The 24,230-nt window shown below is 35.1% G+C and carries 25 protein-coding genes; 7 read left to right on the plus strand and 18 right to left on the minus strand.

The features are described 5' to 3' along the window. Positions 1-96: 96 nt before the first annotated feature. Together PSU83_RS14765 and PSU83_RS03690 are read left to right on the plus strand one after the other, a co-directional pair. Positions 97-384 carry a GIY-YIG nuclease family protein gene (locus PSU83_RS14765; protein WP_363319861.1) on the plus strand — a complete coding sequence of 96 codons (288 nt, stop codon included), beginning with the start codon at positions 97-99 and terminating at the stop codon, positions 382-384. A 91-nt stretch (positions 385-475) separates the two neighbouring features. Further along, a complete protein-coding gene (locus tag PSU83_RS03690) occupies positions 476-826 on the plus strand; it encodes a DUF1508 domain-containing protein (protein ID WP_300586843.1) in 351 nt (116 codons plus the stop codon). A 65-nt stretch (positions 827-891) separates the two neighbouring features. Here the strand turns inward: PSU83_RS03690 and PSU83_RS03695 are convergent, their stop codons facing one another. From PSU83_RS03695 to PSU83_RS03705, 3 genes are all read right to left on the minus strand, one after another. Continuing rightward, entirely contained in the window at positions 892-1,119 is a 228-nt protein-coding gene (locus PSU83_RS03695; protein WP_300586844.1) for a hypothetical protein, read from the minus strand. Between the two features lie 159 nt (positions 1,120-1,278). Then, on the minus strand, positions 1,279-3,420 hold the full coding sequence (locus PSU83_RS03700; protein ID WP_300586846.1) for a S46 family peptidase: 2,142 nt from the start codon (positions 3,418-3,420) through the stop codon (positions 1,279-1,281). Between the two features lie 54 nt (positions 3,421-3,474). Further along, positions 3,475-4,719, minus strand: a complete 1,245-nt coding sequence (locus tag PSU83_RS03705) for a glycosyltransferase N-terminal domain-containing protein (RefSeq protein ID WP_300586847.1) — start codon at positions 4,717-4,719, stop codon at positions 3,475-3,477. 94 nt (positions 4,720-4,813) lie between these two features. Here PSU83_RS03705 and PSU83_RS03710 point away from each other — a divergent pair, with 94 nt between their 5' ends. Beyond that, a complete protein-coding gene (locus PSU83_RS03710; protein WP_300586849.1) occupies positions 4,814-5,944 on the plus strand; it encodes a DegT/DnrJ/EryC1/StrS family aminotransferase in 1,131 nt (376 codons plus the stop codon). 63 nt (positions 5,945-6,007) lie between these two features. Beyond that, positions 6,008-7,021 carry a UDP-glucose 4-epimerase GalE gene (gene galE / locus PSU83_RS03715; RefSeq protein ID WP_300586851.1) on the plus strand — a complete coding sequence of 338 codons (1,014 nt, stop codon included), beginning with the start codon at positions 6,008-6,010 and terminating at the stop codon, positions 7,019-7,021. Between the two features lie 57 nt (positions 7,022-7,078). Here galE and PSU83_RS03720 read toward each other — a convergent pair whose 3' ends face one another. The 5 genes from PSU83_RS03720 to fabD form a co-directional block, all read right to left on the minus strand. After that, positions 7,079-7,339, minus strand: a complete 261-nt coding sequence (locus PSU83_RS03720) for a hypothetical protein (protein WP_300586853.1) — start codon at positions 7,337-7,339, stop codon at positions 7,079-7,081. Positions 7,340-7,344: 5 nt separating this feature from the next. Continuing rightward, the gene (locus PSU83_RS03725; protein ID WP_300586855.1) at positions 7,345-8,025 is read right to left on the minus strand and encodes a peptidoglycan DD-metalloendopeptidase family protein; all 681 of its coding nucleotides are present in this window, start codon (positions 8,023-8,025) and stop codon (positions 7,345-7,347) included. 10 nt (positions 8,026-8,035) lie between these two features. Beyond that, positions 8,036-8,419 (minus strand): DUF3037 domain-containing protein, encoded by a 384-nt coding sequence (locus PSU83_RS03730; protein ID WP_300586857.1) that lies wholly within the window; start codon positions 8,417-8,419, stop codon positions 8,036-8,038. Further along, positions 8,397-9,179 (minus strand): HipA family kinase, encoded by a 783-nt coding sequence (locus tag PSU83_RS03735; RefSeq protein ID WP_300586859.1) that lies wholly within the window; start codon positions 9,177-9,179, stop codon positions 8,397-8,399. The genes PSU83_RS03730 and PSU83_RS03735 overlap by 23 nt, the downstream gene beginning before the upstream one ends. An 86-nt stretch (positions 9,180-9,265) precedes the next feature. Continuing rightward, on the minus strand, positions 9,266-10,138 hold the full coding sequence (fabD, locus tag PSU83_RS03740) for an ACP S-malonyltransferase (RefSeq protein ID WP_300586861.1): 873 nt from the start codon (positions 10,136-10,138) through the stop codon (positions 9,266-9,268). Between the two features lie 133 nt (positions 10,139-10,271). Here fabD and PSU83_RS03745 point away from each other — a divergent pair, with 133 nt between their 5' ends. Further along, on the plus strand, positions 10,272-11,897 hold the full coding sequence (locus PSU83_RS03745) for a hypothetical protein (protein ID WP_300586863.1): 1,626 nt from the start codon (positions 10,272-10,274) through the stop codon (positions 11,895-11,897). Positions 11,898-11,946: 49 nt separating this feature from the next. Here the strand turns inward: PSU83_RS03745 and PSU83_RS03750 are convergent, their stop codons facing one another. The 4 genes from PSU83_RS03750 to PSU83_RS03765 form a co-directional block, all read right to left on the minus strand. Beyond that, the gene (locus PSU83_RS03750) at positions 11,947-12,480 is read right to left on the minus strand and encodes an NAD(P)H-dependent oxidoreductase (RefSeq protein ID WP_300586865.1); all 534 of its coding nucleotides are present in this window, start codon (positions 12,478-12,480) and stop codon (positions 11,947-11,949) included. 75 nt (positions 12,481-12,555) lie between these two features. Beyond that, positions 12,556-12,963, minus strand: a complete 408-nt coding sequence (locus PSU83_RS03755; RefSeq protein ID WP_300586867.1) for an OsmC family protein — start codon at positions 12,961-12,963, stop codon at positions 12,556-12,558. 35 nt (positions 12,964-12,998) lie between these two features. Next, positions 12,999-13,280, minus strand: coding sequence for a GNAT family N-acetyltransferase (locus PSU83_RS03760; RefSeq protein ID WP_300586869.1), 282 nt, complete (start codon positions 13,278-13,280; stop codon positions 12,999-13,001). Positions 13,281-13,289: 9 nt separating this feature from the next. Continuing rightward, positions 13,290-14,006, minus strand: a complete 717-nt coding sequence (locus PSU83_RS03765; protein ID WP_300586871.1) for a pirin family protein — start codon at positions 14,004-14,006, stop codon at positions 13,290-13,292. 228 nt (positions 14,007-14,234) lie between these two features. On the opposite strand from PSU83_RS03765, the gene PSU83_RS03770 reads away from it, so the two are divergent. Further along, positions 14,235-15,119 carry a phospholipase A gene (locus PSU83_RS03770; RefSeq protein ID WP_300586873.1) on the plus strand — a complete coding sequence of 295 codons (885 nt, stop codon included), beginning with the start codon at positions 14,235-14,237 and terminating at the stop codon, positions 15,117-15,119. 106 nt (positions 15,120-15,225) lie between these two features. Here the strand turns inward: PSU83_RS03770 and PSU83_RS03775 are convergent, their stop codons facing one another. From PSU83_RS03775 to PSU83_RS03790, 4 genes are all read right to left on the minus strand, one after another. Next, positions 15,226-15,573: a DUF6370 family protein gene (locus PSU83_RS03775; RefSeq protein WP_300586876.1), complete on the minus strand. Its 348-nt coding sequence runs from the start codon at positions 15,571-15,573 to the stop codon at positions 15,226-15,228. Between the two features lie 3 nt (positions 15,574-15,576). Continuing rightward, positions 15,577-16,740 carry a formate-dependent phosphoribosylglycinamide formyltransferase gene (gene purT, locus PSU83_RS03780; RefSeq protein WP_300586878.1) on the minus strand — a complete coding sequence of 388 codons (1,164 nt, stop codon included), beginning with the start codon at positions 16,738-16,740 and terminating at the stop codon, positions 15,577-15,579. A 242-nt stretch (positions 16,741-16,982) separates the two neighbouring features. Then, positions 16,983-18,167: a pyridoxal phosphate-dependent aminotransferase gene (locus tag PSU83_RS03785; protein ID WP_300586880.1), complete on the minus strand. Its 1,185-nt coding sequence runs from the start codon at positions 18,165-18,167 to the stop codon at positions 16,983-16,985. An 82-nt stretch (positions 18,168-18,249) separates the two neighbouring features. Then, complete coding sequence (locus tag PSU83_RS03790; RefSeq protein WP_300586954.1) at positions 18,250-19,347, minus strand: acyl-CoA desaturase; 1,098 nt, start codon at positions 19,345-19,347, stop codon at positions 18,250-18,252. A gap of 110 nt (positions 19,348-19,457) precedes the next feature. Here PSU83_RS03790 and rsmG point away from each other — a divergent pair, with 110 nt between their 5' ends. Continuing rightward, on the plus strand, positions 19,458-20,087 hold the full coding sequence (rsmG, locus tag PSU83_RS03795; RefSeq protein WP_300586882.1) for a 16S rRNA (guanine(527)-N(7))-methyltransferase RsmG: 630 nt from the start codon (positions 19,458-19,460) through the stop codon (positions 20,085-20,087). Between the two features lie 31 nt (positions 20,088-20,118). Here rsmG and PSU83_RS03800 read toward each other — a convergent pair whose 3' ends face one another. Together PSU83_RS03800 and pruA are read right to left on the minus strand one after the other, a co-directional pair. Then, positions 20,119-22,362, minus strand: coding sequence for a T9SS type A sorting domain-containing protein (locus PSU83_RS03800; RefSeq protein WP_300586884.1), 2,244 nt, complete (start codon positions 22,360-22,362; stop codon positions 20,119-20,121). Between the two features lie 125 nt (positions 22,363-22,487). Further along, entirely contained in the window at positions 22,488-24,116 is a 1,629-nt protein-coding gene (pruA, locus tag PSU83_RS03805) for an L-glutamate gamma-semialdehyde dehydrogenase (RefSeq protein WP_300586886.1), read from the minus strand. Positions 24,117-24,230: the final 114 nt, after the last annotated feature.

Here is a 24,230-nt window from a genome sequence, read left to right on the forward strand (position 1 = left end):
AAATCCAGTGAACAGCAATGTTCGTGCGGGTTCAAGTCCCGCTCTGAGTACAAAAGCTTCAAACAATGTTTGGAGCTTTTTTTGTAATATTAAGTTATGTTTTTTGTATATATATTGTTTTTAGAAAAGCTCAACGGATATTATGTTGGAATAACCGATGAAGTCCAGAGAAGGCTTTCAGAGCATAATACTATGGTTTATCAAGGCTCGTTTACTTCAAAAGGAATTCCTTGGGAGTTAAGATTTAGTTATGAATGTGAGTCAAGTGCACAAGCATATCGTTTAGAGTTGTTTATTAAAAAAATGAAGTCCAGAAAATTCATAGAACGGTTGATTGAAGACAAAAACATTATTAAAGATATGCTAGTAAGTTATAGTTCGTGAGGGTTCAACTCCGAAGCTTCGGAGCCGCTCTGAGTACAAAAGCTTCAAACATAGTTTGGAGCTTTTTTTATTTAATGCCTTTAAATTTCTTATGGGAACTTTTGTTATCAGTAAAAAATTAAATGATTTCTACAAATTTGAGTTTGTTTCCCGAAAAGGGAAGACCATATTCGTGAGCAGTAGTTACGAATTGAAATTTGAATGTGAAGAAGAAATAGAATTGTTAAAATCATCAACAGAAAATTTTAACTATTTAAAGTTTAAAACTTCGCGCGGAAAGTTCTTCTTTAAAGTCATATTAAAAGAAAAGATATTTGCAACAAGTAGAAAATATTCTACAGAATTAATGATGCAAAAAGGAATCGAAGAAATTATAAAATACATTTCAAAATCAGAAATTTTAGATTTTGCAAATGAAGATGTGATATTTGGAGATTTATAAAGCTACTTCTGTTAAATAAAAAAAGCCACGCAATGCGCAGCTTTTTTAAAATAATTAGGTTCTAATTATTTTTTTACTTCTTCTTTAGCGTCTTTAACGGCATCAGCAGCAGCTTCAACTTTTGCAGCAGCAGTATCAACAGCCATAGCAGCAGTATCAACAGCAGCAGCAGCAGTGTCAATAGCTTCAGTAGCAGTTGAATCAACAGCAACTTCAGCGTTAGCATCAGCTTGTTTACAAGATACTACAGTTAATGCAGCGATAACAGCTAAACTTAAAAATACTTTTTTCATCTTACTTAATTATAAAAGGTTAATTATTAATTCGACGCAAAGATATAAATTTTTTAATACGTTAAAATAAATTTTTAACTTTTTTTAAAAAACATATATTTTACTTCGAATTTAACTTACCAATAACCGTGCCATAAATTAATATAGTGTAAATGTTTACTATTGTTTTTTTGAACTAATGATTTTTAATTCTTTAACTAAATTTTCTGCACCAGCAAATTTATCGATAATGAACATTATATAGCGAATGTCAACCATGATATTTCTACATATTTCTGGTGAATAGTAAATGTCGCTCATGGTTCCTTCCCAAACTCTGTCAAAATTCAAACCAATAAGATTTCCGTTAGCATCTAATGCTGGACTTCCTGAATTTCCTCCAGTGGTGTGGTTTGTAGCAATGAAATTCAAAGGCATTTTACCATTTATACCATAAACACCATAGTCTTTCTTATTGTATAAATCGATCAATTTTTTTGGTACATCAAATTCATAATCGCCAGGAATGTATTTTTCCATAACACCATCAAGGTAGGTAAATGGTTCGTAAATTATAGCGTCATTAGGTTTATAACCCTTAATTTTACCGTACGTTACGCGAAGTGTACTGTTCGCATCTGGAAAAATTCTGTCTTTTGGGAATAATTCTAATATAGCTTTCATGTAGGTTCTTTGAGTAGCCATATTTCGTAAATTAATTTCGTCATACTGTGGTGCGACATTTTTGAAATGAGCATCGGCCATAGCTTTTATAACTTGAAATCCTTTATCGTTGTTTAGTTTTTCTAAAACTGTTTTACTGTCCCCATTTAGTAACTGTTTGATTTTATCATAACTTACCAACTGCGATTGGGTATAGACGTCTTGGGCTAATTTTTGAGCATCGCTATATTCTATGGAATTTGGTAAAAATTGTTTTGGAAATTTTTTAGAATATATGGTTAGCAATTGTTCAAAAACCTTTTGATCTAATATTGGATTGTATTCTTTATAAAAATCACCAAGACCATTAACTAAATTATTTCTCCTGTCAGTGAAAGACTGTTCTCCTTTGCTAGTATATATTTGTTCTAACTGATAGAGTTTATATCCAACAGAAAGTAATTCCGTATTGCGCAACGCTATTTCGGTAAACAAATCTCTGGCTAATGCATATTCTTTAATGGCACTATAATTTTTTTCAAAATCGGAGAGAAGTGAGCCATATTCATTTAGTTTTCCTTCTTTTATAACTTTGTCTTGAAATTCGGCTTCGAATTTTTGTTTAACAGAAACCGCATTTGATTTTTTTAATCCTTTGGCTTCCCCAATCCATTTTTTCCAAGCATTAGCAATCGATGCGTTTTTTGCAGCATATTGAATCTTAATTGCATTGTCTTTTCGCATAAATTCATTTTGAATTTTCAAAGTGGCGTCTCGAACTTCGATTTTAGCTGGGTTTAAATTGTTTACAATCTGTTCCACAGCAAAAGAAGGTAAATATTCTTGTGTTCTTCCAGGATAGCCCATCACCATTGTAAAATCATTTTCCTTCAAACCTTTAATAGAAATTGGGAAAAAATATTTTGGTTTATAAGCGACATTTTCTGGGGAATATTCCGCTGGACGATTGTTCTTATCGGCGTAAATTCTGAATAAAGAAAAATCACCTGTATGTCTAGGCCAAACCCAATTATCAGTATCAGAACCAAATTTTCCAATTGCACTAGGTGGCGCACCAACCAATCGAATATCTTTAAACGTTTCGGTTACAAATAGTAGGTATTGATTGCCGTCATAAAAAGTCTTAATGTTGTTTTCCTGCCAAGTTTCTTTTGGTAATGATCTGCTTAGCATTCCAATGTTGTCTTGAATTTTCTTCTGTTTTTCGATTTCTGTAGATAGTGAAGAAACACCTTCCAAAACTTTCGTTGTAATATCTTCAATTCGAACTACAAATGAGACTACCATTCCTTTATTGGTTAATTCATCTTCCATTTTATAGGCCCAAAAACCATCAGTAAGATAATCGTGTTCTGTTGAAGAATGATTCTGTATGGCATCAAAACCGCAATGATGATTGGTTAAAATCAAACCCTTATCCGAAATTACTTCCGCAGTGCAGCCACCATCAAATTGAGGCACAGCATCTTTTATGCTTGATGTGTTAACCGAATAAATTTCTTCGGCAGTTATTTTCATACCAAGATTTTTCATTTCAGTCTCGTTCATTCCTTTTAATAAAGAAGGAATCCACATGCCGCCTTGTTGAGCAGAAACTTGTACAAAAACAAATAAAAGGAGTAATCTTATAAATTTCATAGGGTTGATTTTATTTAGTAATGCAATAATAGAATTTTTATTTTTTTTTGAGGATTACTTTATAGTTTCATTAAGAATATGTCTCATAATAACGGCTGTCGCGCCAATATTCATTTCGACAAATGTTGCGCAGATATGGCCTTTTTCGTTACGAATATCAGCATTGGAAATCAAATTGGAAAAGGCATCATTCAGTGCGTTTTGATTCGAAATAGATGCACATCCTTCCTGGTGAACTAACGCAACCGCTTCTGGAAAATGAGAAAAGTTGGGACCAACAATGATCGGAATTCCAAAAGTTGCTGGTTCTAATATATTGTGAACACCTGGATTTCCAAAACCGCCACCAACATATGCAATGTCAGCATAACTGTAGATTTTAGTTAGAATGCCAATGGTGTCAACGATTAAAACATCATAACTTGACAAATCACAATTTTCTTTTTCGGAAAATAAAATAGTCTTTTTAGCAATCGATTTTTTTAATTCCTGAATTTGTTCGGATTTAATATTGTGTGGTGCAATGATAAATTTCGCATTTTCATTGCTTTGATTGATATAATGCACAAGCAAACTTTCGTCTTTTGGCCAAGAACTTCCAATCACGATTGTAGTTGTATTGTTTTTAAATTGTTCGATAAAGTCTAATGAATTATCTCTTTCCAAAATAGCAACAACTCGGTCAAATCGAGTGTCTCCTGAGATTTTTACATTATTGAAACCCAAACTTTGAAGTAGTTTTTTTGAGCTTTCATTCTGCACAAAAAAGTAATCAAATGTTTTTAAAGCGTTTCTGTAGAATCCACCATACCATTTGAAAAAGGCCTGGTTTTCTCTAAAAATTCCAGAAATTAAATAGGTTTTGATGTTTGTTTTCTTCAATTCATTCAAATAATTAGGCCAATATTCATATTTGATAAAGAAAACTAAATCAGGATGAACCAACTTTAAGAATTTTTGAGCATTAGTTTTGGTGTCCAAAGGCAAATAAATAGTCACATCAGCAATAGTATTATTTTTTCGAACTTCGTAACCCGACGGCGAAAAAAAAGTCACAACAATTTTATGTTCTGGAAACTGAACTTTGATTTTCTCCATTACGGGCAATCCCTGTTCAAACTCTCCTAAGGAAGCCGCGTGAAACCAAATTGTTTTGTCATCTGGGTTTATTTTGCTTTCCAAAGTCTGAAAAACTACTTTTCTTCCATCCACAAAAAGCTTGATTTTGGGACTAAATAGCGCCAGCAATTTCACAACTTGTGCAGCAAAAAGTAGTAGTAAATTATATAGAAATAGCATCCTAAAAAATTTGATGTGCTAAAATACGTTTCTTTTGTGGAACATGAAATTCTACTTCAGAATTTCTTACTTTTGTATCTCAAATTGCAGAACTATGAAAAAATTACAAATGGTTGACTTAAAAAGTCAATACGAAAAAATAAAAGCCACAGTTGACGCTTCTATTCAGGAAGTTTTGGATACTACAACCTATATCAACGGGCCAAAAGTTCACGAATTTCAAAAAAACCTTGAAGAATATCTCGACGTAAAACACGTAATTCCATGTGCAAACGGGACAGATGCTTTACAAATTGCAATGATGGCATTGGATCTAAAACCTGGAGATGAGGTTATAACGGCCGATTTTACCTTCGCAGCAACTGTTGAAGTTATTGCATTATTACAATTAACACCCGTTTTAGTAGATGTTGATTTTGTGAATATGAACATTTCTATTGATGCTATTAGAAAAGCGATTACCCCAAAAACAAAAGCCATTGTTCCAGTGCATTTGTTCGGAAGAGCAGCGAATATGGAAGCCATTATGGCTATTGCCAAAGAGCATAATTTGTTTGTAATTGAAGATAATGCGCAAGCCATTGGCGCTAATTGTAAATTCTCTGACGGAACCAAAAAGAAAGCTGGAACGATTGGACACGTTTCGTCAACATCATTTTTCCCTTCAAAAAACTTAGGGTGTTATGGTGATGGTGGAGCAATTTTTACGAATGATGATGCCTTGGCGCACACGATTCGCGGCATTGTAAATCACGGAATGTATGTTCGTTACCATCACGATGTTGTTGGTGTGAACTCCCGTTTGGATAGTGTTCAGGCAGCGGTTTTAAATACTAAATTACCTTTATTAGATAGTTATAATGCGGCTAGACAAAATGCAGCTCGTAAATATACTGCAGCTTTTGAAGGGCATAAAAATATTATTGCTCCAAGTATTTGTGATATCTGTGACTGTCACGTTTTTCATCAATACACGTTACGAATTATAGATTCCGATAGGGATGCGTTGATGCAACACCTGTTAGATAAAGGAATTCCATGTGCTATTTACTATCCAATTCCGTTGCATTTGCAAAAAGCCTATTTGGATCCACGATATAAAGAAGAAGATTTTCCAGTAACAAACCAATTGGTGAAAGAAGTAATTTCGTTGCCAATGCACACTGAATTGGAAGACGACCAAATAAAATATATTACAGAGAGCGTTTTAGAATATTTTAAATAGTTTATAGCCACAGTTTACAGTCACAGCAACTGTATACTGCGACTGGGATTGAAAACTTACTAAATGAAGATACTAGTAACAGGCGGTTTAGGTTTTATTGGTTCACATACTGTTGTAGAATTACAAAATGAGGGTTTTGAAGTTGTCGCTATAGACAATCTTTCTAATTCTTCTATTGAAGTTCTCGACGGAATTGAAAAAATCACAGGCAAAAAACCAATTTTTGAAAATATTGATCTTCGGGATAAATCAGCAGTTCAAAACTTCTTTAAAGCACATCATAATGTCGCAGGTGTAATTCATTTTGCTGCGTCAAAAGCAGTGGGTGAAAGTGTTGAAAATCCTTTATTGTATTATGAAAACAACATTAATTCGTTAGTCTATCTTTTACAGGAATTAATAAATTTACCTGATGCTAATTTCATTTTCAGTTCTTCTTGTACAGTTTACGGTCAGGCCGAAAGGATGCCGATTACAGAAAATGCCGCTGTGCAGCCCGCAAATTCACCTTATGGAAATACAAAACAAATCGGAGAAGAAATTATAACTGATGTAGCAAAGGTTGCGAATATCAATTCGATTTTATTGCGTTATTTTAATCCGATTGGTGCGCATGCAAGTGGTGAAATTGGAGAATTACCGATTGGTGTTCCACAAAATTTAGTGCCATTTATCACGCAGACTGCTTCTGGTGTGCGAAAAGAATTGTCGGTTTATGGAAATGATTATCCAACACCTGATGGAACTTGTATTCGCGATTATATCCATGTGGTAGATTTGGCGAAAGCACACGTTATTGCGCTACAAAGATTATTAAACAAACAAAACCTTGAAAAAGTTGAAATCTTCAATTTGGGTACAGGAACCGGAAGTTCTGTTTTGGAAGTCATAGCGGCTTTTGAAAAAATTTCAGGACAAAAATTACCATATAAAATCGTTGAGAGAAGAAGTGGTGACGTAATTTCAGCTTATGCTAATACCGATAAAGCCAACACTGTTTTAGGTTGGAAATCCGAACTTTCGTTAGAAGAGGCATTGTCTTCTGCGTGGAAATGGGAACAGAAAATTAGAGATTAGCCTTCTTTTAAACTTAAAAAAGCCCGTTTCATTAGTTTTGAAACGGGCTTTTTGAATTTATTTCTTAACAGATTCTTTTAATTTTTTAGCGGCTGCTTCCATTCTTTCCGCGCTTTTCATTTTCATGCTGTCTACTTTGGCATTGGCTTTTTCCTTTAAGGTGTCCATTCTTGCTTCCGCTTTCATTTGGGCCGAATCAATTGATGATGAAACTTCTTCACTTACGGCATCTCTAGCATCTTCTAGTTTTTCCTTTGTTTTTTCTTGGCAGGAAACTAATGTTACAGCTAGGGCTAATGATAAAATTATTGATTTCATAATATTTAGGTTTTAATTTTTAATAATAAATTTGGATCTGGGCAATTCTGCAAGTAGAACGCCAAGGTATTTGAGCTACAAACTCCAGGATAATCACCGCTTTTGTTTTCTATGTCAATAATGATTTGGAAATGTAAATGGGGCGCATAATCGCCATTTATCGGGGGTAAACCAAGTGTAGCAATCTGTTGTCCTTTCTGAACAAAGTTACCCGCTTTTTTGTCTTCTAGGCTATCCAAACTCAAATGACCATATAAAGTGTGGAAAGTTATACTTTCAATTTGATGTTCTAAAATAATAGTCGGCCCATAATCGCCCAAAGCGTCATTGTTTTGCAAACTGTGAATTTTACCCTCTAAAGCGGCATAAACCAGTGCAGATTCATTGATCCATAAATCTAATCCAATGTGAATGTTGCGCTCATCGCTTGTATCGTTTTTAAAAACGGTGCTTCTTTGATATAAATTCCGGATTTCATTGTAGCCGCCATAAGCTATTTTGGCATTGTTTTGATCTAAATAATTTTGGATGAAAAGTTCGTAATCTTTGGCGGTTGTTAATTTTTTACTGGCTAAAGTTTCATTGGTAACCGATAAATCCAAAGCCACATAATCAGCATAATCAATCTCTTTTGATATGACTTTGATGTCTTGCAGGTTTTGAAATAAGGCTATAATTTTTTCCATAACAATCTATTTATAAAACTAATTCGGCATATAATTTTTCAAAAGTGGTATCCAAATCCAAACTAAAACCCGAATGCGGTCTTGATGTTTGAATACTAGAACTCTTGATAGCACTTAACCATCGGAAACGTTCTGAAGTTTCAAATGCCGCTATTGGTCCACCGTCTTTAGTTCCTTTTCCGATTTTTACAAATGAATCTAGATTTTCTTTTAGTTGATCCATATCAAATTCAGAACAAATCGATTTAATTTTTTCGGGTACAACATGATATTCAATTCTTAGATATTTTTGTCTTTTACAAAACAGCATCAATCCAATATTGACAAATTCTTCGCGTTCTACCCTAGGCACAACACGAATAACGGCGTATTCATATAAGTGTTTTTCGAGCATCTTGCGCTTGTTTTAAAAATAGATTTGCATTCGCCAATCGGATGGACAAAAACTTAAAATAAACATCTTTAATTTCATCCGGAGAAAGTGTACGATCTTCCCAATGCAACCAATCTTCTGGAATTTGGTTTACAATTTCTCTAAGAACGGTATCATTTAATTTCGTTGTAAATTCGGCATGAACTTCGTCAAGTTTGGAAGCTTTAGGCAATAAAACATGATCTTTAATTAGAGCAAAAGGCGTAATCGCATTTGCTTCCCAATTGTCCCAAGAATGGTGAAAATAAAAAGCAGCGCCATGATCAATCAGCCACAATTCTTTTCTCCAGATTAAAAGATTGGTGTTTTTAAAAGTACGATCAACATTGGTAATAAAGGCATCGAGCCAAACAATTTTGGAAGCTAATTCTGGTTCGCAATCATTACTCGCAGCATCATAAGTTATCGCTCCGGAAAGATAATGCAATCCCAAATTTAATCCTTGGCTAAACTGCAGCAAATCCTGAATTTCCTCATCTGCTTCAGTTCTTCCAAAAGCTTCGTCGAGATTCGCAAAAACCAATTCTGGAATAGGCAACTCCAAAAATTTAGCGATTTGTCCGCCCAAAAATTCGGCAATCAACGCTTTTACTCCATGACCGGCTCCGCGAAATTTCAAAACATATTTAAAATCATCATCGGCTTCAGCCAAAGCAGGCAAGGAACCGCCTTCGCGAAGTGGCGTGATATAACGTATTACATTTACAGTTCGTAAACTCATAATTTGACTTTCTACTAACAAAGATATCATAAAAAAAACCTCATAAAGTAAATTTCATGAGGCTTTGCTATTTATTTGATTGGCAATTATGCCGAAATCGTTTCTACTTCTTTATCGATTTTATTTACTAATCCAACTAAAACTTTTCCAGGGCCAACTTCTGTAAAACTGGTAGCGCCGTCTTTTATCATTTGTTGTACCGATTGTGTCCATCTTACTGGAGCTGTCAATTGGATGATTAGATTTTTCTTAATTTCATTAGGATCCGAAACTGCGCTTGCCGTTACGTTTTGATAAACAGGACAACTTGGCGTTGAGAATGTTGTTGCTTCTATGGCTGCAGCCAATTCTTCTCTTGCGGGTTCCATCATAGGCGAGTGAAATCCTCCGCCAACAGGTAAAATCAAAGCGCGTTTTGCTCCAGCTTCTTTCATTTTTTCGCAAGCTAATTCCACTGCTTTATATTCTCCTGAGATTACTAATTGTCCCGGGCAATTGTAGTTTGCTGCAACAACTACTCCGTCAATTGCTGCACAGATATCTTCTACGACTTTATCCTCTAAACTTAAAACAGCAGCCATAGTAGAAGGCTTAATTTCGCAAGCTTTTTGCATCGCTAAAGCACGTTGTGAAACTAATTTTAATCCGTCTTCAAAAGATAAAGCACCATTGGCCACCAATGCTGAAAATTCGCCTAATGAATGTCCGGCAACCATATCTGGTGCAAAGTTTTCCAAAGTTTTGGCTAAAATTACCGAATGCAAAAAAACGGCTGGTTGCGTAACTTTGGTTTCTTTCAATTCTTCGGCAGTTCCTTCAAACATGATGTCTGTGATTCTAAAGCCTAAAATTTCGTTTGCTGTTTCGAAGAGTTGTTTGGCTAAAGCCGAATTCTCATATAAATCTTTACCCATTCCGGTAAATTGTGCTCCTTGTCCTGGAAAAACGTATGCTTTCATTTATGCTGAATTTATTTCAGCATCTAATAATGCTGAACGTTAGTTTTGTGTGACAGCAAAAATAGTATTTTATTTAAATAGTGTAACTATAATTATCTTCTTCCGTATAATAGCCGATAAACAAATCCTAACCATGAAAAAAATTATTCTTTTAGTTCTAGTTGCGTTTTTATTATTTTATTTTAATCTTCCGGTTATTGGTTACGGATTTTTGGGGTTCCCAATCATTCTTTTAGCACTTTGTGTTTTGGCAATTATTTTGTTTACCAAGCTTGAAGTAGGAAAAGATAAAAAAGTCCGTTTGATGGAAAAGCCTAAGAAAATCTTTTTCATGTTGCTAGGTTTGATTTTAGTTTATATCATGGTGTTTCCATTATTTACAAGTTTGCCAATGTTCAGAAGTGAATCGTATAAAAATTTAATTGGAAATGTTGTGGACGGAAAGAAAATCTCGAATCATATTGCTCCGATTTCTATTGATGAAATTCGAGTTGTTGATGAAGATTTAGCGCATTTATTAGGCGAAAAAATTCTCGGTTCACAGCCCGCTTTGGGAAGTCAGGTTGAATTGGGTGATTTTTGCATTCAGAAAGTTGGTCATGATTTATATTGGGTAGCTCCGTTATTGCATTCAGGGTTTTTTAAATGGTGGAATAATAGTGAAGGAACTCCCGGATATGTAATGGTTTCGGCAACTAACGAACGTGATGTGAAGTTGGTGGAAAACGTTAATGGCAAAGCAATCAAAATCAAATTCCAGCCAGAAGCCTTTTTTCAAAGTGAGCTCGCAAGACATATTTATTTAAATGGATATACAACGGTAGGTTTAGAAGATTATACATTTGAAATTGATGACGCTGGAAATCCATTTTGGGTGGTCACTTTATTTGAAAAGAAAATTGGTTTCGGCGGAAATGATGCGGTAGGAGTTTTAGTTGTTGATGCTCAAACGGGAACAATTACACCGTATACCATAGCGAACGCTCCGCAATGGATTGACAGAATTCAACCCATTAGCTTCATTGAAGAGCAATTAAACGATTGGGGTGAATATGTTCACGGCTATTGGAATTTTTCTAATGCAAATAAATTACAAATAACAGAAGGATTGACATTGGTTTACGGACACAATAACAGATCGTATTGGTATACGGGTTTAACTTCGGTTGGGAAAGATGAATCGGCTGTTGGATTTATTTTAGTCGATACAAGAACTAAAGAAGCAACGTTCTACAAACAAAGCGGTGCTACTGAATTTGCGGCTCAGAGCTCAGCAGAAGGAAAAGTTCAGGAAAAAGGATATAAGACTTCGTTGCCCATTCCTTATAATATCAACAATATTCCGACTTATGTAATGACGCTAAAAGATGATGGTGGATTGGTCAAAATGTATGCAATGGTTGCCATAAGCGATTACACGATCGTTGGAGTAGGTAACACGATGCGCGAAACCTTGATGTCTTATAAAAATGTTTATAATATGGCCGGAAACAAAATCAATCCGAACAGTGAAAGCAATAAGAAACAACTAAAATCTATTGTAACCCGAATTCACAATGACGTCAAAAACGGTAACAGTTTTTACTATTTTACTGTAAAAGATTATCCAAATATTTTTGTAGGTTCGTCACAGCTTTCTAACCAATTGCCCGTTACTATTGTTGGAGACAGTGTCAAAGTTTCTTTTGATTTAGATTTAGAAGAAGTAATTGATGTTTCCAGTTTTGAAAATTTAAACCTAAAAACGAAAAGTAAGTAACATATTTATAAAGCAAAAGCGTCCTGGTTTATTGGGACGCTTTTTTTATTTATAATTCAATCGAATTTATAATTTTCTTCAATTTCACATCTAATTCTTGGTTGCTGATGATTCCTTTTTCAGTATCAAAATTAGCATTGAAACTTGGTAATGAAAAACTTCCTTTTACGATTCCAGCTTGGCGCGGAAAGCGATCGGATGCAATTTCTAAAACCGAACTTCCGCCTCTAGCTCCAGGCGAAGTAGCTAATAAAAGCATTGGTTTTTCTTGAAATGTTTTCCCATTAATGCGAGACATCCAATCGAAAATGTTTTTGAATGCTGTAGCATAAGCTCCGTTGTGCTCGGCAAAAGATATCAGAATAAAATCAGCAGCACCAATTTTGTTGTAAAAAGTATGTGCTAATTGCGGAAAACCATCATTCGTTTCTCTGTCCATTGAATAAATGGGCATTTCATAATCGTTAAGATCTAATAATTCAACATCCGCATTTTTAAAAAGACTGGATGCGTATTTTGCTAATTGTCTGTTTATAGATGTTGAGCTGTTTGAAGCGCCAAAGGCAAGGATTTTTTTATTCATTTTAGTAGTTTAAATAATAGTTAAGAGCGCTTGATGGTTATTTTTAACTGTGGTGATTATCTTTTCAAACCATAATTATAGCGTTGTTTCTATGGTGATATTTCCTTTTAATAATTTCGAAATCGGACACTTTTCGGCTATGCTAAGCAAGCGTTCTTTTTGTTCAGTGCTTATTTCACTAGAAAAACTTATTGTTCTGAAAATACTAGTTTGAAAGCCTGGTACGGTCACTTGCGATAAATTTAATGAAATTTTAATTTCCGGAATAGTCCATTCTTTTCTATCAATATACATTCGCAATGTCGGCAAAGTACAACTCGCTAAAGATGCTAAAAAAGTTGAAAATGGATCTGGGCCAAGGTTCTTTCCTCCCAAACTTTCAGGTTCGTCCATCATTAATTTTCCGTTTCGCCTAAAAATGGTACATAAGTATTTTTGTGTACCAATTTGACCTTCTATATTATTTTCTAGAAGATATTCCATAGTTATTTTTTAGTAAGTCTTACTTTAGCTGTAAATTATAAAATGTCTCTAAATTCAGGGACTTTGTCAAAAACACTTTTCACAAATGAACACTGTGGAATGATTTTTAGCTCTTTTTCGCGGGCATATTCCACAGCTTTTGTAACCATCTGTTTGCCAAACGCTTTTCCTTTATTTTTTGGGTGTACTTCGGTATGATCAATAATCATTTTGGTACCGTCTTCAAAAACAAAAGTCATTTTTGCTTCTGCTTTTCCGTTTACCTCAATGTAAAAATAACCTGTTTTGTCATTCACATTTAATTTTACTTCACTCATATTTTACTTTTATTGTTGCATTGGAACTTCCATCAACAATAGTTCTGTAGCTGATACTGCTTCAAAACTTACTTTGTCAAAGTCAGTAATTCCTAATCCATCGCGTTCTTCTAATTCTTGTCCGTCCACTTTTACGGTGCCTTTAATTACAAAAACATATAATCCATTGCCTTTGTTTTTATGGTCATAATTCAATGTTGTACCTTCGTCTAGATTACCCATGTGAAACCAAGCGTCTTGATGAATCCAAGCTCCAGCATCATCTTCATTTGGAGATAAAATTTGTTGTAGTTTATTGTGTCTGTCCGTGGTGTCCAAAGTTATTTGCTGGTAACGAGGCTCCACATTCTTTGTTTTTGGGAAAATCCAAATCTGTAACAAATTGGTTCTTTTATCATGATTCGGATTAAATTCAGAATGTTGAACGCCCGTTCCGGCACTCATTACCTGAACGTCACCAAATTTGATCACCTCGGTATTTCCCATACTGTCTTTGTGAGCCAAATCGCCTTCTAACGGAATTGTGATAATTTCCATATTATCATGTGGATGCGTTCCAAATCCCATTCCGCCTGCAACGATATCATCATTTAAAACTCGAAGTACTCCAAATTGAACTCGCTCGGGCTCATAGTAGCTTGCGAAACTGAATGTATGATGTGCATTTAACCAACCGTGATCCGCATGTCCACGAGTGTTAGCTTTGTGTAAAACCGTATTTTTCATAATGTTTAAATTTACTAATTATTATGATACAAATTTACAATATTGGCTTACGAAATTCACTCAATCATAATTGTCAATTGTAATTATAATTTTTTCTCTGGTTTTTAATATCCTTTATAAATTGCTAATGTTCGTTATAATTATATAATTTAGTGCACTTTTCTATAACAAATATTCTGAAGTAAAGCATATGGTCGTAGATTGAAAACACATCACACATTTGATTACATGAGCAAATTTAATAAGGCATTAGTGTTTATACTATTCGTAAGTTATACTACTTTTTCACAGACGCCATTTAATAATATTATCATTAAAAAAAGTGTTTCGCAACAATGGGAATTAGATAGTATTGATAGAAAAGGAACCTTTCGTTTTGTGTCTTATCGTCCTATTTATTTCTCAGCTGCTCGTTGGTCAAGCAAGAGAAATGAAGAACCCTTCAGTGGAAGTGGTGAATTTGTTACTAAGGGTAAAAACTTTTTCGATAACATTGAAGCTAAATTTCAGATTAGTTTTAAAAGTAAAGTATTGCAAGGTATGTTTTTTGGCAAGGCTGATTTATGGATTGGCTATACTCAAAGAGCGCATTGGCAAGTTTATAATAAAAAGCTCTCTCGTGCTTTTAGAGAGTTAAATTACGAACCTGAAATCATTGTGAATTTTCCCATGAAAATTAATTTATTTCACGGGCGAGTTAAAACTTTAGGTGTTATCTTTAACCATCAATCCAATGGAAAAGACATACCGACTTCACGAAGTTGGAATCGCATTATTTTTAATATTGGTTACGAATATGATAATTGGAACATCAATTTAAGACCATGGTATCGTTTGCCAGATGCAGAAGATGAAAATCCTCAAATCACAAAATTTATAGGGGATGGAGAATTAGAAATAGGAACCAATTTTGGGAAACATGAGGTTTATGCAATTATGTCACATTCTTTTTCTACGTTTGAAAAAGGAAACATCCAACTGAATTATGTATTTCCAATTCATGGTCATTTAAGAGGACATGCGCAAGTGTTTCACGGCTATGGTGAAACCTTAATTGATTATAACGTTAGCCAGACAACTATTGGGCTAGGCGTTTCTTTTGCGAATTGGTAATATAATCTGTGGATTTTGTATAGGAAATAACTAAAAGTTCCTGCTTGCAAAACAATACTGAAATTATTTAGACCTAAAAAAAGCGGAACTCAGTCCGCTTACTTTTTTAATGTTTATGACCTGTGTGATCCGTATGTCCTTGTGCTTCTACTGGAAGTAACTTAAAGCTTGAAGCAATGAATTTTTCACCTTTAACTTGACCAGTAACTTCTGCTTTTCTTACAGTGGAGCAAAATCCGTCCTTACCGTGAGCATCACCATGTTTATTGATATCAGTTCCTTCAACGAAATAGGATTTTCCATCGATACGAACTGCTAAGTCGCAACCTTTTTTATCGGTCATTCCAAATTGACATTGTCCACAAGCAGCTTCAACTGTTTGAGTTTTTGGGGTGTCTTGTGCATTAACAGAAAGGCATACAAAAAGTACTAATACTGATATAATCTTCTTCATTATTTATGAATTTACGGTTACTAATTTGGCAGCCTCTTTGGCTTTTTCAACAACGCCTTCTATAGGTGTTTCTACAGAATCGCTTGTTAAAGCTACACCCATTCTACGAAACGGACGAGAGGTTGGCTTCCCAAATATACGAAAATCTGTTTTAGATAGGCCCGCAATTTCAGCAATTCCGTTAAATGTTGGATTGTTTGAATTCTCGGAGGCTAATATTACGGCACTTGCTCCGGCTTTTTCTAAAGTAATTTCAAAAATAGGCAAGCTTAGAATCGCACGCAAATGCAGTTCAAATTCGTTAAAATTTTGCGTTCCAGCCAAAGTTACCATTCCAGTATCGTGTGGTCTTGGAGATAATTCCGAAAAATAGACACCTTCATCAGTAAGGAAAAATTCTACTCCAAAAAGTCCTGCACCACCGAGAGCTTCAGTCACTTTTTTAGCCATGTCCTTTGCTTCAAATAAGTCTTTATCAGCTACTTTTGCAGGTTGCCAGCTTTCCATATAATCGCCACGCTCTTGGCGGTGTCCAATTGGTGCGCAGAACAAGGTAGGATTTCCATTTTGAGTAACGGTTAATAAAGTAATCTCGGAATTGAAATGCACAAATGCTTCTACAATAACTTCTACCACATCGCCGCGCGAACCTGCAACCGCATAGTTCCAAGCTTTTTCTATGTCAGATTCAATTTTTATTGTTGATTGTCCTTTTCCAGATGAAGACATTAATGGTTTTACAACGCAAGGCATTCCGACTTCGGTAACGGCTTTTTGCAATTCTTCTGCTGAAGTTGCGTACCTGTAGTGGGCTGTTTTTAGTCCTAATTCTTTTGCAGCCAAATCACGAATTGCTTTTCGATTCATGGTGAAATTTGCCGCTTTCGCGGATGGAACTACGGTAATTCCTTGTTTCTCATAATCGTAGAAACGTTCAGTGCGTATTGCTTCAATTTCGGGAACAATAAAGTCAGGATTGTGTTTGGCTACAATTCGATCAAGTTCTGAACCGTCGAGCATATTGATAACTTCAAAACTGTGTGCGACTTGCATTGCTGGTGCATTTTCGTAGCTGTCAACTGCAATTATGTTTTGTCCGATTCGTTGTGCGGCGATTGCAAATTCTTTTCCTAATTCGCCCGAACCTAATAATAGTATTTTTGCCATTTTATAGTACTTGAAAATTCGTTATTGAAGGCTGCTTTTTATTTATTTTTCTGCCGATGTTTGAATTGCGAAAGACGAATATTAATTTGTACTGCCGATTGCGTTAGGGATTGAGGCTTTGTTTGAGCTCTTTTTTAGTGCATGCCAATGCACTAAAAAAAGCGAGTGCCGAAAGCCCGACCTGAAAGGTAACGCCGAAATTAATTTATAAAAAAGCCCCGATTTTACTTGGAGATAATGGTTTATGCTAGCACTTCTTTGATTCTTTTGAAGGCTTCGGATAATAATTCTTCGCTAGTTGCGTATGAAAAACGAATGCAATCTGGGTTTCCAAACGCATCGCCAGTAACAGAAGCAACATTGGCTTCGGATAATAAGTACATGGACAAATCATCTGCGTTGTTGATTAAGGTTCCGCGCAATGTTTTTCCAAAAAAGGATGAAACGTCTGGGAAAACATAAAATGCGCCTTCGGGAACATTGATTTTCATTCCCGGAATTTCTTTTATCAATCCGACTACTAAATCGCGACGGCCTTTGAAGGCAGCGACCATTTCGTTTAAAACACTTGGATCGGCATCAACTGCTGTGATTGTGGCTCTTTGTGCAATAGAATTTGCTCCAGAAGTTACTTGTCCTTGCATTTTCGTACAGGCTTTTGCAATGAATTCTGGCGCACCAATGTATCCAATTCTCCAGCCGGTCATCGCGAATGCTTTGGCAACGCCATTAACGGTTATAGTACGGTCAAACATTCCTGGAATAGATGCCATACTGCAAAAAGTGCCTGAGAAGTTGATGTGTTCGTAAATCTCGTCGGCGGCAATGTAGATGTTTGGATATTTTTCTAACATTGTAGCAATGGCTGTAAATTCTTCGCGAGAATATACAGAGCCACTGGGATTGCACGGAGAACTGTACCAAATCATTTTGGTTTTTGGCGTAATTGCTGCTTCTAATTCTTCGGGAGTGATTTTGAAATCATTTTCAATAGAAGTTGGTACTTCAACCGGAATTCCACCAGATAATTTTATGATTTCGGAATACGAAACCCAATATGGAGCTGGAAGAATTACTTCGTCGCCATCGTTTAACATTACCTGAGCGATGTTGTACAAGGATTGTTTTGCACCTGTTGAAACTACTACGTTTGCTGGTTTATAATCTAAATTATTATCTCTTTTGAATTTTCTGCAGATGGCTTCTTTCAAATCCATATAGCCGTCAACGGGAGAATAGGTTGAATAGTTTTCATCAATCGCTTTTTTGGCAGCTTCTTTGATAAAATCGGGTGTGTTGAAATCAGGTTCGCCTAAACTTAAACTGATAATGTCTTTTCCTTGGGCTTTCAGTTCTCTTGCTAATGCCGCCATTGCAAGTGTTTGGGAAGTGGATAAATTATTGATTCTGTCCGATAATGGATTCATTGTTGTGCCGTTGTTAGTTAGAAATTTAAAAAGTAAAATTAAAAAAAATATCCCAATTTGTGGTTGGGATATTTGAAATTATTTATGCTACTTGGGGTTGCTGTCCTAAATCTCTTAAATGTTTGAAATGGGCAACAACAGCGCCTCTCATTGTTTTAAATTCATGATAAGGCAAGTTGCATTCTTTTGCAGTTTCTTTTACGATTTCAGCAATTTTTCCGTAGTGAATGTGACTGATGTTTGGGAAAAGATGGTGTTCTACTTGGTGATTTAATCCGCCAGTGAACCAATTAATAATTTTGTTTTTAGGAGCAAAATTAGCAGTGGTATACAATTGATGTATCGCCCATGTGTTTTCTATTTCGCCATCTTCATTCGGAACAGGATTTGTAGTTTCGTCAACTACGTGTGCCAATTGAAAAACGATACTTAATATCAATCCCGCCGTATAATGCATAACAAAAAATCCAATTAAAACTTGCCACCATACAATTCCTAAAACCATTGGAACAGCAATCCAAACTGAAAAATAAATTACTTTGGTAATAATTAAGGTGGTCCATAATATTTTTGGACTCTTAGCTTCTCCGTATGACAATTTTCTTTTTAAATAACCCCTCATTTGTTTGAAATCAGTAGTTAATGACCAGTTGAAAGTCAATAAACCATATAGGATGAAGGAATAATAATGTTGAAATTTATGAAAACTGTACCATTTGGCTTCTTTGGTGAAACGAATGACTCTTCCGGCATCCAAATCCTCATCATGCCCATGAATGTTGGTATAAGTGTGGTGTAGCACATTGTGTTGTACTTGCCAATTGTATACATTTCCGGCCAATATATAGATGCTGCCACCCATAAATTTATTTATCCAAGATTTGTTAGAATAAGCGCCATGATTCCCATCGTGCATCACGTTCATTCCAATTCCAGCCATCCCAATTCCAATTACAATTGACAATAAAAAGAATACCCAAAAAGGCATTGAGGTTAAAGTAAGGATTAAGAAATAGGGCGTCAGAAAAACGGTAAAAAGGATCACAGTTTTTAAATGTAATTTCCAATTTCCAGTTTTTTCAATATTATTTTCTTTGAAATAAGTATTTACACGAGAATTTAAAGTTCTAAAAAACTTAAGTGAATCATTTTTAGAAAAGACAGGTGTTGTTGGATTCATATTTTTGATATTCATAATTTTGTGTAAATGTAATTATTAATATTTTTTAAAGAATATAAACAAATCATAATTATTAACGAAAAGCACTATTTTTGTTCAAAATTCAATTTATGGAAGAAATTATTAAGCAATTCCCTAATCTTACTGAAAATCAAACACTACAGTTTCAAAAGTTAGAAGCGTTATATCACGATTGGAACGCAAAAATAAATGTTATTTCGCGTAAAGATATTGACGAATTATATACCAAACATATTTTGCACTCATTAGCGATTGCCAAAATACAGCCATTTGAACCCGGAACTTATATTCTGGATGTTGGAACTGGCGGCGGTTTTCCTGGAATTCCGTTAGCGATTTTGTTTCCAGAAACGCGTTTTTATTTAATTGATATTATTTTAAAAAAAATAAAAGTCGTTCAAGCTGTTGCCGAAGCCTTAGAATTAAAGAATGTAAAAGCAGAACAATTGCGTGCAGAGCATGTAAAAGGCGACTATGATTTTATAGTAAGTCGCGCCGTTACCAATATGCCCGATTTTGTTTCGTGGATTAAAGATAAAATCAAAAAACAAAACAAGCATAAGCTAAACAACGGAATTCTTTACTTGAAAGGCGGCGATTTAGCAGAAGAATTAAAAGATTTCCCAAGAGCAACCGAATATTCTATCGCCGATTTCTTTTCAAATGCATTCTTCGAAACTAAGAAAGTGGTGCATGTTCCTCTGAAGTTTAAAGCATAAAAAAAGTCTCCGATTGGAGACTTTTTTGTTTTTAGTTCTTAACAATCTTTTTAGTTATGCTTCCGTTTTCCGTTCCAATGGAAATTAGATAAACTCCTTTAGATAATGAAACTGGAATTTCAAGTGTTTCATTTATGGTTTGATTTTTTAACTGGTAAATTGTTTTTCCAAGAATGTCTGTAAGATGGATCGTCGCACTTTCAATAGTATAAGAAGAATTAATTTCTAGCGAATTACCCACTGGATTCTTTACCCAAAGACTATTTAAATTTTCCGCAATTGGCGTTGATAAAACCGGATTTAAAATTTCATTCAAAGCAAAGGCTACATTAGCTGGTGTGAGTGTAATATGATTTTCATTTGTTGTTGGAATATAAGAAGCCGCGAATGGTGTAGTAGAAGCCGCATTTACATTAGAATATAAATTGGTTGAACTCGAAACCGCCATCGAACTCAGTGTTGGTATAAAATCGAAATACAAGATATTTAGATTCGTAAAAAACTCGGTTAACAATGCGTTACTGCCAAAAGAACTGCCTAGAGCTGTTAAATCAAATCTGCCTCCTGGAGCAGAATCTAAACCGTTTGTAAATGTGGGAGATTTTGATTTAGCAAGACTTTCGTAAACGGTAAACCAGATAAAAAGGTTCGTTTGAGCTCTAAAACGACTGACATCATTTGTAACGTTGGCCAACGGAGTAAAACGAAGATCGATAATCGCTCGCTGCGTTGGGGTTATGTTGAAAGTATGCCCCATTACAACCATATCCGGTGTTCCAGTCATTGTTCCGTTTCCAGCGCCGTTCGCGATAGATATATTTCTTGTGGTGGTTGGAAATCCTAAGGTATTCAACTCAGTTTGAAATGCTGTTCTAAAATTTGGAGCACCAGTTGGAACTAAACTCGCCGATGCCGTATTAAATTCAGTAGCACTACCAGCTTGCAAATGTCCTTGAAAATGATCAATCAACATTTCTTTTGCTGCCGGACTTTTTAACAATCCGTCTACAATTCCTTGAACCGTAACATCACCAAGTGGACCGTATGCCATATAATTGAATAAATGCTGGAAACCTATTGGAACATTTGCGCCAAGATGCGGTGAATCAAACGAAAGATACAAACGCGTGTCGGAATTTAAACTATTGGTTTCCATGTAGCGAAGCGCATATCTCGCAATCAATCCGCCCATACTTGGTCCGATAATTACGTTTTTTTCGGTACCAACTTTTTGCGCGTTAATCTGATTTATTAAAGCAACAAGAATCATTGCATTTCGTTGAATATAATCTACGCCGCCGTCAATAACCGTTGTTGTTCCAGGTCTTGTGTACGTTGGAAAATTTAAAACTACAATATCATAACCTTGGGCACGAACAATATCGCCAAGATTTTGACCCGTTGTTCCATAGTTTAAAAGAGAATAAATTGCAGCTGTATTTCTAGTGTCTCCAGGATCAAAGCCGTCCAATAAAAAAATTGGCTTATCTAAAATCCCATCAGTGGTATCCAAATAAACATCATATTCACCCTGTCCTAAAAATGCGGCTGTTTCTCCATATCCTTGATACGGAATTGCAGATGAAATGGTCGTAACTGCATTGGTTACATTAGAATCGTTTTTGTTAGATGCGCCTAAATTTTGATTTTCAATATTAAATACGATGGACTGTTCTATAATTTCACCAGTCGATAGCGCAATTTTAAATCGGATAATCTGCTTTCCGTTTTCAGTGAAATTTATTCTGAAAGTTTGATCAATTAGTACCGATTTCCAGTTTTTCGAATTGTTATAATTAACTGAAACTGAATTTACAGTTCTGTTTGTCGTGTTAAAGATTAAATCATTTTTAAGGATAAAATCAACCTGATTTGTTTTTGATTTTTGAAGTAAAGCACCTAGCAAATTGACGCTGTGTTTTTCAAACGGATAGTTACTGTCTATTTCAGATAATTTAACGCTTTCAAAATCAGTGATTAATAGTGATAATGGAATTTGTTTTTGAGCAAAACCTAAATTCGCTTTTTCTTTGATGATTTCTATTTTTGGTAATCTTTCATTGAAATCTGCTCGTTGCATTTCGTTGTAAACTTGAAGAAAATAATTGGTTGAAATGTCTTCCAATTTTATTTTGGTTGCATTTGAGATACCAAAAACTCTATCGTAAATAATTTTCGTTTCTGATTTATCTTTTAAGAAATCAAAAGATTTGTCTTGTGCAAAAGCTGAAATGGATACAAGTAATAAAGTGAAAAGAGTAATTTTTATCTTCATAATAGTTTAGGTTTTTAGTTTTCGACATTCGAAGGTACAAAAAATTAATAATCAATAACATAAAAAAAGCCCAAGCATAAACTTGGACTTTAAATTCTTCTTTCCTTTAAACGAAAAAGAGTATATTATTCTCCTAAAAACGGATAACGATAATCTTCTGGAGTAACAAATGTTTCCTTGATTGTTCTTGGTGAAACCCAACGCAATAAGTTCTGCATTGACCCCGCTTTGTCATTTGTCCCTGATCCTCTCGCACCACCAAATGGTTGCATTCCAACAACAGCGCCAGTTGGTTTGTCGTTAATATAGAAGTTTCCGGCTGCATTTTGTAATGCTACAGTAGCTTCCTCAATAGCATAACGATCTTGACTGAAAACCGCACCTGTCAAAGCATATTCTGAAGTGCCATCAACCAGCTCTAAAGTTTCTTTCCAATTTTTGTCTTCATAAACGTAAATAGTCATTACGGGTCCAAAAAGTTCGGTCTCCATTGTGGAATATTTTGGATTTGTAGTAACAATTACAGTTGGTTCAATAAAATAACCTTTTGATTTATCATAATTTCCACCAATGATAATTTCGGCATCTTTATCTTTTTTAGCTTGGTCAATATAACGGACTAATTTGTCAAAAGAAACTTCGGTAATAACTGCAGTAACAAAATTACCGAAATCTTGTGGCGAACCCATTTTCATTGACTTAATATCTGCTATCAATTTTTCTTTAACTTCTGGCCACATACTTTGCGGAATGTAAGCTCTTGAAGCAGCCGAACACTTTTGGCCTTGAAATTCAAATGCTCCACGAGAAATTCCCGTAACCACTTGTTTTACATTAGCAGAAGGATGCGCTAGAATAAAATCTTTACCACCTGTTTCTCCTACTATTCGTGGATAGGTTTTATACTGACTAATATTCGTTCCAATTTTTGCCCAAATATCGTTAAATACTCCAGTTGAACCTGTAAAATGAACTCCAGCTAAATTACGATTGGTCAATACTAATTCTGAAATCATAGTTGAATCGCCCATTACCATGTTGATAACACCATCAGGTAAACCAGCTTCTTTGAAGATTTGCATGATCACATTCGCAGAATATACTTGTGATGCTGCAGGTTTCCAAATAACAACATTCCCCATCAAAGCAGCGCTAGAAGGTAAATTTCCTGCGATTGCTGTAAAGTTAAACGGAGTTATAGCGTAAACAAATCCTTCTAACGCACGATATTCAACTCGGTTCCAAACATCAGAATTTGATGCCGGTTGGTCCTTGTAAATTTGAGTCATGAACTGAACATTGTAACGTAAAAAGTCAATCAGTTCGCAAGATGCATCAATTTCAGCTTGATAAATAGTTTTAGATTGCGCAATCATTGTTGCCGCATTAATTCTAGCTCGGTAAGGTCCGGCAATCAATTCGGCAGCTTTCAAAAAGATAGCAGCGCGATGTTCCCACGGCATATTTGCCCATTTTTTTCTGGCTTCAAGTGCGGTAGTAATTGCTTGTTCAATATGTTTTTTTTCTGCCAAATGATAGGTTCCAACGATGTGTTGGTGATCATGAGGCGCGGACATGTTTTTGGTATTTCCGGTACGAATTTCTTCGCTTCCGATATAATTGGGAACATCAATAGTTTCGTTCCACATTTTTGAATAAGCTTCTAAAACGGCTGCTTTCTCAGGAGAATTTGGAGCATATGATTTTACGGGTTCATTAACCGCTTTTGGTACATTAAAGAAACCTTTTGGCATAATATTTTAATTTGAAAATTAAACAATCTGAAAATTTGAAAGTTCCATTTTTTACGGATTTCTCAAATGAAACACAAAAGTACAAAGGATGATTTGATTATATCCAAACACTAT

Origin of the sequence: Flavobacterium sp., from assembly GCF_029945805.1 — a bacterium.
Lineage (GTDB): Bacteria > Bacteroidota > Bacteroidia > Flavobacteriales > Flavobacteriaceae > Flavobacterium.

Coding starts and splice junctions, on each gene's coding strand:
- PSU83_RS14765 (WP_363319861.1), top strand. CDS start 97: ATGTTTTTTGTATATATATTGTTTTTAGAAAAGCTCAACGGATATTAT.
- PSU83_RS03690 (WP_300586843.1), top strand. CDS start 476: ATGGGAACTTTTGTTATCAGTAAAAAATTAAATGATTTCTACAAATTT.
- PSU83_RS03695 (WP_300586844.1), bottom strand. CDS start 1,119: ATGAAAAAAGTATTTTTAAGTTTAGCTGTTATCGCTGCATTAACTGTA.
- PSU83_RS03700 (WP_300586846.1), bottom strand. CDS start 3,420: ATGAAATTTATAAGATTACTCCTTTTATTTGTTTTTGTACAAGTTTCT.
- PSU83_RS03705 (WP_300586847.1), bottom strand. CDS start 4,719: ATGCTATTTCTATATAATTTACTACTACTTTTTGCTGCACAAGTTGTG.
- PSU83_RS03710 (WP_300586849.1), top strand. CDS start 4,814: ATGAAAAAATTACAAATGGTTGACTTAAAAAGTCAATACGAAAAAATA.
- galE (WP_300586851.1), top strand. CDS start 6,008: ATGAAGATACTAGTAACAGGCGGTTTAGGTTTTATTGGTTCACATACT.
- PSU83_RS03720 (WP_300586853.1), bottom strand. CDS start 7,339: ATGAAATCAATAATTTTATCATTAGCCCTAGCTGTAACATTAGTTTCC.
- PSU83_RS03725 (WP_300586855.1), bottom strand. CDS start 8,025: ATGGAAAAAATTATAGCCTTATTTCAAAACCTGCAAGACATCAAAGTC.
- PSU83_RS03730 (WP_300586857.1), bottom strand. CDS start 8,419: ATGCTCGAAAAACACTTATATGAATACGCCGTTATTCGTGTTGTGCCT.
- PSU83_RS03735 (WP_300586859.1), bottom strand. CDS start 9,179: ATGAGTTTACGAACTGTAAATGTAATACGTTATATCACGCCACTTCGC.
- fabD (WP_300586861.1), bottom strand. CDS start 10,138: ATGAAAGCATACGTTTTTCCAGGACAAGGAGCACAATTTACCGGAATG.
- PSU83_RS03745 (WP_300586863.1), top strand. CDS start 10,272: ATGAAAAAAATTATTCTTTTAGTTCTAGTTGCGTTTTTATTATTTTAT.
- PSU83_RS03750 (WP_300586865.1), bottom strand. CDS start 12,480: ATGAATAAAAAAATCCTTGCCTTTGGCGCTTCAAACAGCTCAACATCT.
- PSU83_RS03755 (WP_300586867.1), bottom strand. CDS start 12,963: ATGGAATATCTTCTAGAAAATAATATAGAAGGTCAAATTGGTACACAA.
- PSU83_RS03760 (WP_300586869.1), bottom strand. CDS start 13,280: ATGAGTGAAGTAAAATTAAATGTGAATGACAAAACAGGTTATTTTTAC.
- PSU83_RS03765 (WP_300586871.1), bottom strand. CDS start 14,006: ATGAAAAATACGGTTTTACACAAAGCTAACACTCGTGGACATGCGGAT.
- PSU83_RS03770 (WP_300586873.1), top strand. CDS start 14,235: ATGAGCAAATTTAATAAGGCATTAGTGTTTATACTATTCGTAAGTTAT.
- PSU83_RS03775 (WP_300586876.1), bottom strand. CDS start 15,573: ATGAAGAAGATTATATCAGTATTAGTACTTTTTGTATGCCTTTCTGTT.
- purT (WP_300586878.1), bottom strand. CDS start 16,740: ATGGCAAAAATACTATTATTAGGTTCGGGCGAATTAGGAAAAGAATTT.
- PSU83_RS03785 (WP_300586880.1), bottom strand. CDS start 18,167: ATGAATCCATTATCGGACAGAATCAATAATTTATCCACTTCCCAAACA.
- PSU83_RS03790 (WP_300586954.1), bottom strand. CDS start 19,347: ATGAATCCAACAACACCTGTCTTTTCTAAAAATGATTCACTTAAGTTT.
- rsmG (WP_300586882.1), top strand. CDS start 19,458: ATGGAAGAAATTATTAAGCAATTCCCTAATCTTACTGAAAATCAAACA.
- PSU83_RS03800 (WP_300586884.1), bottom strand. CDS start 22,362: ATGAAGATAAAAATTACTCTTTTCACTTTATTACTTGTATCCATTTCA.
- pruA (WP_300586886.1), bottom strand. CDS start 24,116: ATGCCAAAAGGTTTCTTTAATGTACCAAAAGCGGTTAATGAACCCGTA.